This is a genomic window from Brachyspira intermedia PWS/A (genome assembly GCF_000223215.1).
Taxonomy (GTDB): domain Bacteria; phylum Spirochaetota; class Brachyspiria; order Brachyspirales; family Brachyspiraceae; genus Brachyspira; species Brachyspira intermedia.
Genome location: NC_017243.1, coordinates 3,063,104 through 3,076,834, shown reverse-complemented (window position 1 = coordinate 3,076,834; position 13,731 = coordinate 3,063,104). Strand labels below are relative to the sequence as shown.

At 22.5% G+C, this 13,731-nt stretch carries 9 protein-coding genes; 6 read left to right on the top strand and 3 right to left on the bottom strand.

The window, feature by feature from the left end:
- Window positions 1–592 precede the first annotated feature (592 nt).
- The 3 genes from BINT_RS13405 to BINT_RS13395 all read left to right on the top strand — a co-directional run bounded on the left by BINT_RS13405 (window position 593) and on the right by BINT_RS13395 (window position 4,874).
- Window positions 593–3,076 (top strand): hypothetical protein, encoded by a 2,484-nt coding sequence (locus BINT_RS13405; protein ID WP_014489107.1) that lies wholly within the window; start codon window positions 593–595, stop codon window positions 3,074–3,076.
- A gap of 27 nt (window positions 3,077–3,103) precedes the next feature.
- Window positions 3,104–3,907 (top strand): DUF2262 domain-containing protein, encoded by an 804-nt coding sequence (locus BINT_RS13400; RefSeq protein ID WP_014489106.1) that lies wholly within the window; start codon window positions 3,104–3,106, stop codon window positions 3,905–3,907.
- A gap of 193 nt (window positions 3,908–4,100) precedes the next feature.
- Entirely contained in the window at window positions 4,101–4,874 is a 774-nt protein-coding gene (locus BINT_RS13395) for a DUF2262 domain-containing protein (RefSeq protein WP_014489105.1), read from the top strand.
- Between the two features lie 788 nt (window positions 4,875–5,662).
- On the opposite strand, the gene BINT_RS13390 is transcribed toward BINT_RS13395, so the two are convergent.
- Window positions 5,663–6,238, bottom strand: a complete 576-nt coding sequence (locus tag BINT_RS13390) for a hypothetical protein (RefSeq protein WP_014489104.1) — start codon at window positions 6,236–6,238, stop codon at window positions 5,663–5,665.
- Between the two features lie 21 nt (window positions 6,239–6,259).
- Complete coding sequence (locus BINT_RS13385) at window positions 6,260–6,550, bottom strand: Bor/Iss family lipoprotein (RefSeq protein WP_014489103.1); 291 nt, start codon at window positions 6,548–6,550, stop codon at window positions 6,260–6,262.
- 275 nt (window positions 6,551–6,825) lie between these two features.
- On the opposite strand from BINT_RS13385, the gene BINT_RS13380 reads away from it, so the two are divergent.
- The 3 genes from BINT_RS13380 (at window position 6,826) to BINT_RS13365 (ending at window position 12,930) form a co-directional block, all read left to right on the top strand.
- On the top strand, window positions 6,826–9,222 hold the full coding sequence (locus BINT_RS13380) for an alkaline phosphatase family protein (RefSeq protein WP_014489102.1): 2,397 nt from the start codon (window positions 6,826–6,828) through the stop codon (window positions 9,220–9,222).
- Between the two features lie 241 nt (window positions 9,223–9,463).
- Entirely contained in the window at window positions 9,464–12,028 is a 2,565-nt protein-coding gene (locus BINT_RS14475; protein ID WP_014489100.1) for a hypothetical protein, read from the top strand.
- Entirely contained in the window at window positions 12,025–12,930 is a 906-nt protein-coding gene (locus BINT_RS13365) for a glycosyltransferase family 2 protein (protein WP_014489099.1), read from the top strand. Before BINT_RS14475 ends, BINT_RS13365 begins: the two co-directional genes overlap by 4 nt.
- A gap of 204 nt (window positions 12,931–13,134) precedes the next feature.
- Here the strand turns inward: BINT_RS13365 and BINT_RS13360 are convergent, their stop codons facing one another.
- Complete coding sequence (locus BINT_RS13360; protein ID WP_014489098.1) at window positions 13,135–13,608, bottom strand: hypothetical protein; 474 nt, start codon at window positions 13,606–13,608, stop codon at window positions 13,135–13,137.
- Window positions 13,609–13,731 lie beyond the last annotated feature (123 nt).

Here is a 13,731-nt window from a genome sequence, read left to right as displayed (position 1 = left end):
GTTCTGAAAATAAACTAAATGTAAAAATTGTATGTGTTAGAAACTTAAATTTTTATTATATACTAACAATTTTTAAGTTTGCCAATTTTTTTGTTGTTCTTTTTCCCGCCGCACGCCAAAGGCGGACAGCGTCAAAGAACCAAAAAATGCAAGGATAGAATTAGTACTAAATAATACTAAAATTATCTTGCCTGTAATATAATTTATTAAATTAAAGCCCAAATGTAGCCTTTTTGCTTCTCGCTGTAGGCGGGCTTCGCCTGTGGCAACAAAAGAAGTGGGGTATGGCACGACTGTGTGCTTCGCAGCAAAGCCCCAGATATAAAAAAGAAAATATAATTTTATTTTTTGACAGAGTATAGTTGTTTAGGTATATACTAAATTTACTCAGCGTGCGTTAAATAAATTTTTAATATAATAACACTTTAACTTGTGATACAATAAAAAATTATATATAAAGATATTATGCATATCTTAAAAACAATTTATATCAATTATTTAATATTACAGTAAACAAACATAATAATAAAATTTGACAGAATAAAAAAAATAATTATACTACATGAAAAATATTGTTAATAGGTTGGTTTTTATGAAAAATAGTATTAGTAATGAAGAAAAAATAAGAAATAAGTTTGAAGAAATGTTTTCTCATGAAAATAATAAGGATGCATTCCTTGATTATTTTTACGGAAAATCAAATAGCTGTCCTACTTTAAGTAAAAATTATCTTTATTATGCAGAAGAAATTTTCAAATTTTATTTTGATGAAAATACTTCAAAAGGAGATAAAGAAGTACTGTCTAGGTATGCCAAAGTAATAATTAAAGATATATACAAAGGTAATCCTAATCCTAATTATATAATAATTACTACTTATATGATTGTAAGATTATGCTCTGGGGAAGATTTAGAAAAAGTTTTAATAGAAAGTTATAATATTGATATTGAAGAAATATATATAGATGATAAAAAATATTCTAAATCTCAGTTAAAAAATAATAAAGGATATGAATACATAAAAATACAAAATAAGAATTTTAATAGGTTTTTAATATTAGAAAATTATATAGGTAAAGAGTTTAATGAATATTTAGAAAAAGTAAAAAATGATAGTAAAGTATTATTAGAAAAAGAGCCTCATTTATTATTAACTATTTTGGTATATATCATAAATAGAGATGATGATAAAAGCCTCATTAAACAATTATTAAATTATATAGACTTGCTAAAAATAAATGATGAAGAAACTATATCATTACTTTTTACTATAGTTGATAAAGATGAAGAAGTTTATAAAAGATTAATAAATATTTTAAATAAAGATAATAACATAATATATTTTATTGTAAATTTAGATTCTGTAATGATAACTAATATAGAATTATGTAAAAGATTCTTTAAAAAATATTCAGAAGATCCAACATATCATTATTTTGAAGCAAGAGAAGTTGCAGATGAATATTTAGAAATATGCTCTTTCCCTAAAGAATATATTTTCTTAAACAAAATATATTGCGGCGGAAATACCCATTGTACTTCATCTTTAACAGTGGAATTAAAAAAACTATATATTGAAGACAAAACAACATTCTATAAACTTTATGAGATAATAGAAAAATCAAAATTAGAATGTTTATATCTTGATTATGTTGTGCTTTCAGCAATTATGCTTGCAGTAAATGATAATAAATATAATATAAATGCTAATTCTATTATAGAAAAGTTAAAAGAAATATCTTTAGAGTTCTTAAAGAAAAGAGAATCTATTAAAAGTTTTGATGATATAATTTCCAAAAGTATTAAATATATAAAAGAAAAGCCTAATGGCAGTTATAGTGCTTATTTATCAGCTATAATGTTATTTGATGAAATAAATGATGAAGCATCAAAAATTACGGATATATTATTAAAGTATTATAGAATATACATCAAAATTTATATTTATATTCAGAAAATATTCTATAATAAAAATATTTTAGAAATTAAAGAAAAATTGGTTAATGAGAAAGAGGTACAATTAAAAGATATATATTTATTTATAAAGTCGGAAGATGATATTATAACTCTTATAAAAAACAATTTAGAAGAAACAAAAAATATTATAAAAGAAGAAGCATTCATAAACTCTATAACAGAAAATACTAAATGTACTATATCATTTATTAATGCTATTTTTAGTGATGAATTAAGGAGTTTAATAGATAATAAATTTGATTTTGTTTTCAAAGTTCTTGATACAGAAAGAGATCAAAGAATACAAAATCACTGCATATTAATAATAAAGAATTACGGAATTTCTATAAGAAGCGAAGTAGAAAAATTAGCAGTTGAAGGAAAAAAATCATCAATAAAAATTTATCAAGAAATAATTAAATATTGGGACTTACAAAAAATTGATGCTGATTTCAAATTCAAAAATATTGATGAAATAGAAGAATATGTAAATAAACAGTATAATAAAGAACATGAAATTTTAATAAAAGATATAGACGAAAATATACTTTCTAATATTCTCTTAAAAGACAAGAAAACTGTATCTCCATTAAAAATAGTTAAGTATGTATTTATGGAATATGCTGCATTAAAAGAACCTTCTATACTAAAAGACTGCAACAAAATAGCAGAGTTTTTTGATATTGATTCATTTAGAAATGCACTTAATAATATATATACAAATTGGATTAAAAATAAATCAAATACAGAAATCAAAAATATATTTATTCAATATAATAATTTAACTGAAGATAAACTATTACAATTACCGTCGGAGACTACTAATATATCTTATACAACATATGATATAAAATTAAAAAACATACTTATTCCATATTGTATTTTCCAGACTGAAGATAAACTCTTACAATTAAAGATACAAATTGAAGATTGGGCTTCAAGTGATATGAATGATAGTGAAGAATTAGCAGCTTATGCAGTATATGCTATGGCTTTGAATGGAAGCAGCTTTGCATTATCATTAATAAATAAAATATATTTAGAAGTTAAAAATAAGAAGGTTAAAAAGGCCGCTAAAAATGTATTAAAAAAGGCCGGTAAAGTATTAGATATACTATAATAAACTACTTAATAATAGGATATAAAAATGGATAAAGAAATTGAAGATTTTAATAAAAATTTTGACGATGAAATTTTAGACATAGCATTCGTTTTAAAAAAGCAAAATTTATCCGCCGGTAAATCAAAAGGAAAATATTATACTTTATTGGTATCTGCAATTGCATATAAAAATATTATTACCAATGAAATTATAGAAAATGAAAATTTACTTATAGTAAAAGAAATTGAAGATACAAAGCATTATTTTCAAATATTCAGAAACAAAACAATAGTAAGATTAAAAGTAAGAAAAGAAAAAGATTCATCTGGTTTATATATGAGATTTTTACTTGAAGATATTATTGATACCAACTATAAAGATAATGATTTAAATATTATATTAGAAAAATATTCTAAGCCTGTTTATTATAAAGATGAAGAATTGGGAGATTTTGAACTTGATAAGTCTATAAACATGTTTAATAAAAATATAGAGTGGGATAATAATAATATTTCAATATCATTTGAAAACATTGATGAAGAAGTTAATAAAAAAAGTGTTGATATAATCAGAAAAATATTTGCTAGTAAAAAAGATATTGATAAAAAACTAAAAGAGTATATATCAGAAAACCTGATTGAAGATGCCAACACTTGGAACGATGATGATGACAAACCTCATATAAGCAAAGAAGAGTTTGTAAAATTAATAACATTAACATCTATAACTATTATATACGAAAATAATATAACATTTTATTTTGATGACGGCGATATTTTCTCTAGACATGTAATAGCAGTAGACAGCGACTATGATTTTAATTTTGAAGATGCTCATATAGAAGGATAATTATTAACATATAAGTTATATTTTATTTTTATATCAACTTTTCCCGGACTTCGTCAAAGTTGCAAAAGCACATATTTACAAATTAAATTTACTACTCTATTTATATATAATAAATGGTGTGATATTAATAAAGTCTTAAAAATTATTATTGATATTTTATACTAGTATATTACAATATTAACAGGATATATAAATGGATAAAGAAATTGAAGATTTTAATAAAGATTTTGATGATGAAATTTTTGACATGGCATTCGTACTAAAAAGGTCATGCTGCAAATATAATAAAATACCTTGGGATAAATATTATACTTTATTTGTTTCAGCTATAGCTTTAAAAAATATTTCCGCTAATGTCATTATAGAAAACACTCATATTATCATTCATAAAAAAGTTAAAGAACCTGAAGAATATTTAAAAATTCTTAAAGATGAGAGCATAGTAAAATTAAAAGTAAGAAAAGAAAAAGATCCTGATGATTTCTATATTAGATTTTTACTTGAAGATATTATTGATACCAACTATAAAGATAATGATTTAAATATTATATTAGAAAAATATTCAGAGATTATTTATTATAAAGATGAAGAATTAGGTGATTTTGTGCTTAATAAGGATATAAACAGTTTTAAGAAAGAGATGACTTGGACTGAGAGTAATATTTCAATTTTCTTTGATAATATTGATGAAGAGTTTAATAAACAAAGCGTTGATATAATCAAAAAAATATTCTCTAATAAAAAAGATATTGACAGTAAATTAAAAGAGTGTGCTGCAGAAAGTATATTTAAACCTCATAATATGGAAAGAGAAGAATTCATAAAATTAATAAGTTTAGAATCTATAAGTATATATTCCAAAAACTGCATAACATTTTATTTTGATGATATTGACGGACATACAATACTAGTAAATAGTGATTGGGATTTTAATTTTAAACCGATTACTGAACTAATGTTTTTTTAAATTTGTAGTACATTCACAGCACGCTAAATAAAGCCTAAAATATAATTTTATCTATAATTCAAATCTTATTGTATTATATAAATTTTACTCACCGTGCGTTAAATAAATTATAAACTTAATCAACACTTGGGCGGGTGCTAAAATTTCTAGATAAGTTATACTAAAAATTTTTAAGTTTCTCAATTTTTGGTTGTTCTTTTTCCCGCCGCAAAAAGAACCAAAAAGTGCAAGTGTAAAAAATTAGTACTAAATAATACTAAAATTGTCTTACATGTAAGATAATTTGTTAAATTAAAGCCCAAATGTAGCCTTTCGCCACAGGCGGGCTGTGCCTGCTTCTTTGTGGTAATACCACAGGCACTTCCTTCGGTCGCAAAAGAAGTGGGGGTGTGGGGGCAAATCCACAACAAACAATAAAATTGAAAAAACTAAAATTAAAATATAGTTATAAAAAATAAAGGGCTGGGTATATAATAAAAATTTTAGAATTGAATTACAGTTGCCCACCCTTTAGGGTATAGTTTTTTCTGGTATTTAAATTTCATTTGTCTTATTAATTTGTTCAGTTATTATAGCTGCCCACCCAAGAATTTTTTAAAATTTATTGTATTCTCACCGCACGCCAAATGGGTATAAATATATAAAATTAATTTGAAATATAAATTCTATTATATTAGAAATTTTGCTTACCGTGCGTTAAAAGAATTAATGTATTGTTAATAGGCTTTAATTGATAATAATATTTTAGTGGGGGGAACTTAAAAAATTCCCCCAAACGGTGTTTATTGTTAATAAAACTCTACTGAATTGATAGAATTGGCAATATTATACATTGAAGCGTATTCATTCTTTTCTGGAAAAGTGTAACTAAGAACTAAATATTTAGAATCTTTAGCCTCGAATATAGTATAAAATAGAACTGTATTTTCTAATTGTATTTTATACTGTATATTCTTTTTCCCATTGATATAGAAATAGTTTTTTAATATATTGTTATCTCTTTCCATTTTGTTTATATAGTTTATAAGTTTTTCTAAAGAATTATTATCTTTTTTCATATAACCTACTAAACAAGTGGTTTGCGTATTTTCTTCCCAAAATATACTTTCTATATGATATAAATCTTTAACATAACCTGTATTTTTTATTATATGATTTTTATCTTCATCAGTTAATCTTACAGAATTATTTAAAGGCATAAGTTTTACTTTAATATCCGATATATCGTATTTGTTTTGATATAATATATCATTATCTAAACTTAACTTTTTAAAATTTATATCTCTGTTAGAAAATATATCTTTGTACGAATTATTTGTGCATGATATTAAAAATAGTGTTATTATAAAATATAGTGTTTTCATTTTTTGTATTTTTCTATTTGATTATTTTCTCACAGTTACAGTTCTGCTTGTGAAACCAATTATTCCTGTAAATAGATTAATGAAGAAATCTCCGGCATTACTTCTAGTATATATTTCATAATTTTCACTTCCTCCAGCAAGTTTTTCAACATCTACATCGTTTACAGGTACTAATCCCCATAAAGCATACCATTGTTTTCTTGTTAAAGTAACTCCTGTCTGAGGTCCGTTGCCTACTAAATGCCTATGCTGATAAGAGCAGGAAACGGCAAATATAGAAATGATTGATAGTAAAATTATCATTTTTACCATAAAAACTCCTTAAATTGGTTTAATTTTTCACATTTAGTGAACATTGTTCAGTTTAACATAATAAGGCTGTTTGTCAATGAAAAAAGCTAAAATAAAAACATCAATACTAAATTGTTCATTTTGCTTATAAGAAATCATTTTTAATAGTAAAATAATACCTTTAAATAATATATAAAATTAAAACGAGTAAATATATACTATATTTATAAATCGTTAATTTAACCTAAATGAATAATTATTGTTATAATATTGAAATTGAAATATAAAAAATACAAATGAAACAAAATAAAAAAACATTCTTATTATCATATTTAGTATTTATATTAGCAATAATTCTATTTATTGTAATTTTTTCTATTCTTGGAAGTGTGGAGAGGGTAGGATATTTATCAAATTTCAATCATATATTGGAAAATAAATATTATTTCACATTGAAATTTGAAAGCAGTATTTTTAAGAACAATAAAATATATAGAGTATATCCAAATACAAATGAAATGCCTGATAATGTTACAAATATAAGATGGAGCGGAAGCTATTATGGAAATTTAGTTTTAGGCGATTCAAGCATACAATTAAAAGAAAATGATAAAATAGAAAATATTAAATATACAGTTAAAATACAAAAAAATGTATTTTTATTTCTGCTCTTTATTATAATAGTTTTTCCGGCAATTTATTTTTATGTAATACCTAATATATATTATCATCATAAATCATATATTTTCTTTTTTGTGCTTAATTCTTTATTATATTTGATAACTTCAAATTTAATAATGCCTTTATTTTCTATGATGAAGCTTGATTTTAATATATATGATTTTTTATATACTTATCTTTTTGTAATGATAGCTTATAATTTGCTTGTGCACTATCCTTTTAATTTAGGCAATATTAAAAATATTAGGATAATACTAACAGCTTTATTTTGTGTAGTGTCAATATTTTCATTTTTTGCTATAGAGTCAATAAGTTTAACTGTACTTAGTATGGTGATATTGTTTTCAGATATGCCTAATCTTTATTCATCGCTTATTACAGTTCTTCCAATGCATTTAAAAATTATTACTATCACAGTGAGCATAATATATTTTTCTTCTTTACTAGCTTTTGTAATATTATTTATTTTTAATATATATAAAATATTTGTAGAGAGAAATAAAATAGCATCTTTAGTGATGATAGCTTTTATAATATTCACAGTATTTTATTTATTTTTAAAGCCCAAGAATATAGATATATGGAGCATAGATTTTGTAAGAAATGCTAAAAGAAATGGTATAATAAATACACTCAATTATAGAATAAATTATGACAGATTAAATAATATAAAGCCAAGCAAAGAACTAGTATCAGATTCTATAAAATTATTAAAAGAATATGAATCAAAAAGAGATGTATCAAAACTTTATTTAAAATCCACAAAGAATATTTTTGACAATATAAAAAAAATAGAAGATGATATGCATTCTATATTGATTGAGGCTTCATCTAAAAACAGTAATTTTGTTTATAATAATGAAAATATAGATTATGAATATATAGAGCAGTTAAAAAATAATTATTATGATGTATACACTAATTTTGAAATATCAATCACAAATGATTTATCAAAAATAGAGGAATTAAAAAAAGGTTTAAAAAGAGATGTATATTTAATATTCTTAGAATCTTTTTATGATTATTCACATTTTAGAAAATTATTTAATAAAGACCCTTTCCCAAAAGAATACAGAAAATGGGCTGACTCATCAAGAAAAATAGCTCCTAATGTTAATAACGGAAGTTTTTATGCAAGGCTTTCAGGACTTACAGGATCATCTCCACTTTATCCAAAAACTCAGTCAGAAAAGATAGAAAATACTTTACCGGATATTCTTTCAAAAAACGGATATAATACAATAGCATTAGAAGAAGCATTGAATACTTATAATTTAAAAACTTTCTATCCTTCAATAGGTTTTAAATCTCAGTTGTTCGGATTAGGAACTACAAATATTAATACATATTTGGGAACAAATATTGATAATTTAGGAAGTCCTGTATTTGCTGCAGGCTTTACTATTTTAGGACATACCGATTCGCATTTATCTAATGATTTAAACTTTGCTGAAAACAATAAAAAGTTTTTGGATAATTTTGAAGGTAATGATAAACTTCATATAATAGAAACCATTGATAATTCTGCAATGACTGCTATAAATATTATAGAGATAAGAGACACCATTTTAAAACATTCTCCTAATGCAATTATAATATTTAAACATGATCATCTTTATCCTTATTTGAAAGCTATAATAGAACGTTCCAGTATAGATGAGAAAATAAAAACTAATTTTCTAAATGATTATAAACCTTCTCCTGTACTTATTTGGGATGGTACCAACGGAGCATATAAAGCACCTGAAAATTTTACTCCTGAAAATATACCTTTATTCATAGCTGCTAATTTGAATGTTGATTATACAAATAGTGTGATATCTCTTTTATATAAAGAAGAAATTGATGATACTATCAGCACTTATAATAAATTTTATCATACAACAAATGATTCTCTTATAGATAATAGTGAAGTTTCAAATATGATGATATTTAAATATGAGAATGCTCAAAGAACATTATCACAGGATATTTTTCAGGGTAAAAAGCATTATTATAATTTTATAAAATAATGTTGACAATTTTAGTAATTATGATATTCTAAGTATCATCTAAATATAGGAATGTTTATGCAGCAAACAGCAAACAGCAAACAGCAAACAGCAAACAGCAAACAGCAAACAGCAAACAGCAAACAGCAAACAGCAAACAGCAAACAGCAAACATTTATTCTTTAATAAATATAATTTCTAAAAAAAATACAAAAAAAATTTATCAATTAAAATACAATTCTTGTATTATTATGGGGTAGTTATGAAAAATAAATTAAAGAAAATTTCATTAACTACTAGTATAATTCTATTAATATTTATATTATTTTTAATCGTATTAGGAAATATTTCTAGAAAAGGATATTTTTCTGACTTCAATTTGAAATCTCATAATGAAGGAAAATATACTTACGCTTTTAGAATAAATTATTATAATAAAATTTTTAGGAATAATGACATATATGGAGTATATCCTAATATTCAAAGTATTTTAAATAATAATAAACATATAAAAAAAATAGATATGAATGATTATAATGGAACTCCATTCGGTACTTTGGTAACTGCAAAGAAATTAAATGTTGATGAAAAAATTGATAATATCGATTATAAATTACAAATAAAACCAATATTTTTTCTGATATTTTGTATATCTATCATATATATAATATGTAACTTAAAATCATTCAATATATATAAAAATATAATGAAAATAATCTATTATTTTAATAACTTCAATTATAGAAATATCATTAAAAAAATTATAATAGTTTCTGTACCATTATTTATATTCATATTTGTTTTATTATTTATTTTAGGAAAGAATGATAGGATAGGATATTTATCTGATTTGAATCTAAATATAGATAATACATTAAAAATAAATAATTTTAATGTAAATGCTACAAAAAAATTATTTACATTAAAAAATACTTTAAATAATAAAGAGCTTCTAAATTACATATATACTAATGATTCAATTACAAACTATAGCTATAATTTTGAAATAAAATATTATAGTAAAATATTTAAAAATAGTGATTTTTATGAAGTTTACATCGATACAAATAAATCTATTAATAATAATATATTCATAAAAAAAATAGATATGAATAATACAATAGGCACTCCTTTTGGTATATTGGCCTCTGATAAAGTAATAAATGAAAATAAGATTGATAATATTATTTATACCTTAAAAATAAAAAGTCATATTATATATGCTATATTCTTGATATTTTTTATTTTGATACTATGTTATTTAATTAAAGTATATTGTTCAATTACATCATTCAAAAGTAATAATATAAATGGATTAATTATAAAAGAAGATAATATAGTATATATGTTAAAAAATGATTATTATTTTTTATTCTCATTAATATTGATTTTTATATTTCTATTCTATTTTATATATTGGTTATTTTTTCCAGGTTATTACCAATACTGGGATACCTCAGAGGTTATATGGAGAGCATATACAGAAAATTATGATAATTGGAGACCTATAATTATTTCTTTAGTATTAAGAATATTATACAGTATATTTGGATATGATACATATTATCTATTTTTAATAAATATTTTATCATGGTTCATTGGATTATATTTAATAATAGTTTCACTTTATACAAAATTCAAAAATAAATTAGTAATATTATTGATATTTCTTTCTTTTCTTGGAAACATTTTTTTTACTAAAATTAATTCTGAAAAAGATTTTACGGCAACTTTAATTTTATGGCTATCTCTTTCTATTATTTTCTATTCTATAACAGGAAATATAAAAAATCCTAAAATATTATTTTTTACAAAAGCATTATCTATATTTATAGCATTAATAGCATTATTATGGAGACATAATTTTATTGTTACAGTATATCCTATATTATTTATATATCTATTTATTAATATAGAGAAGATAAATAATGTAAAAAAGTTTATACTATCAATAATTTCAATAATGTTTGTATTAGGAATATCATTAATAATTATGGTAAAAATTTTTCCTTTATTTTTTATAGATGAAGATAGGGCAAAAACAGCTACTTATCATACTTTTTTAATACAAATATCAGCTTGTGCAGTTGATTCAAATGATTCAAATCTAATTCCTAAAAATTGGTACTTAGATGGAAGAAATTTTGAGGATGTAAAAAAAATATATAATACAGAAAGAGGTAGCGTTTTGGCTGATTTGTATGCTGTTAATTTTGATAGAAATGCCCCATTTAAAATATTACCACCTAATCCAAATATAAAAAAGAATATAAAAAAAGTATGGGTAAAAGCAATAATTAGTCACCCTATTAGTTATATGAAACATATTTATAATTATGCAAAATACATATTCACTACAGAAGATTGGAGTACATTTTTAAGAAAATTAAATTATAGATTTGATCCTGAATACATACAACAAACATATAAATTTCCATTTATGTCAAATGAATATTATAATTCAATACATAATAAAAACATACAATTTGATAAAAATAAAGAAAAAATATATTCTTTTTTCTATAGATATTTACCTGATATAAATATATCATTTTTTGTTATATTATCTTTTGTTTTATTTTTTATATCATTATTTTGTATGTTTAAATTTAATAATAATTTTTTAATATTTTCTTTTTTGGTATCTTTTTCATCAGCGGCCACATGTATAATAGTTCTTTTATTTTCTCCTGCTCCTCTATATAGGTATATAAGTCCTGTAGTACATATTTCTATTATTTCTTTAATATCATTCATTACTTTTATATATGATATTGGAGGATTAAAAATTTTTATTAAAAAATTAAGGAGTAATAGCAATATATGAAAATATCTGTGATAATACCATGCTATAATGAAGAAATAACAATTAAACAAGTAATAGAAGAATTTAGAAAATATTTACCTGAAGCTGAAATAAATGTATTTGACAATAATAGTAAAGATAATTCTGTAAAATTAGCAAAAGAAGCTGGAACTATAGTTACTGAGGTTAATTATCAAGGAAAAGGAGAAGTTGTAAGAAGAGCTTTTTCTGATATTGATGCTGATATATATATAATGGTTGATGCTGATATGCAGTACGATATATCTGAAATAAAAAAACATATAGAGTATTTTTTAGATAAAAAACTTGATATGCTAAACATTGCACGTGAAGTAGTAGATGAAGATGTACATAGAAAGGGACATACTTTTGGAAATGCTATGCTTACAGGTTTTGCAAATATATTATTTGGAAAAAGATTTAATGATATGTTAAGCGGATATAGAATATTTTCTAAAAGATTTGTAAAAAGTTTTCCTGCTGCTTCTAAAGGTTTTGAAATAGAAACAGAACTTACAATATATGCTCTGCAAATGCGTTTGTCTGTAGGAGAAGTTCCCGCTAAGTATTTTAAAAGACCTGAAGGTTCACATTCTAAACTTAATACTTTTAGAGATGGATTTAGAATATTATTTACTATTATATATTTAATGATGACAGAAAAACCAATAATATTTTTTAATATAATAAGCATTATATTGTTTATTATTGGTATGGCTTTAGGAATAAGCATAACTATAGAATATTTTGAAACATTAAAAGTAGATAGATTTCCAACAGCAATACTAACTATATGCTTACTAATATTATCCGCATTATCTTTTGCTATAGGGTTAATAATGAATGCTATAGGCAGAGTTATATCAGAAAACAGAAGATTTAAATATAATTCTGTAAAGTAATACTAATATAAAAACGCTCAAGGAAATATTATATTAGGATATTTTTCATATTAAAAAGTATTATTATAATTTGTTAAAAGAAGTAACTAATAACTAGAATTATTTATTTAATAAAAAAATCTTGTTTTAAAATCTCTATCACTCACTCGATTTTTTATTTGTAATTAGCCGACAACTAAAGTTATCAGCTGATCCTTTATTGCTTTAATTATCGAATCCAACTTTTATGTTAATTCTACTATCTTCTTCTTGAATATTTCTTTTTAATTCTGCTTTCTCCAATCTTTTATTGTTTCTATTTTTTAAAATTTCAAAAAATACTATGATAGCTCTTTCGCTTGGCGGATTATATTTATTTATTATTTTTTTAGTTTTTGATTCTTTACCGTCTTTATCAGTTTTTATTTCTCTTACTATTTCTTTACTATAATATCCTAATGCTTTTTTTATCAAGGCATTTTCTATTTTTATTTTAACATCTTTCAAATATTCTTCTTTTGCCTTTCTTATTTTTTTTACTAAACTCTTTTTATATTTTTTGCTTGATTTATTTATATAGTTTTTTAAATCATCATAATTTATATTTAGTTTTTTGCTTATTTCCTCAAATGTAGGATTATCTTTTTTTATTATTTCATATATTTGATTTTCTATTTCTTTATTATATTTTGTATTCATAACAATATCCTTAAAAAAAATTTATGTTATAAAATAATTAAAAAATATAAGTGATTATAATCATTTTTATATTGTTATAATTTTAAAAAAGATGTTGCTATAAATAATAATTATTATATAATA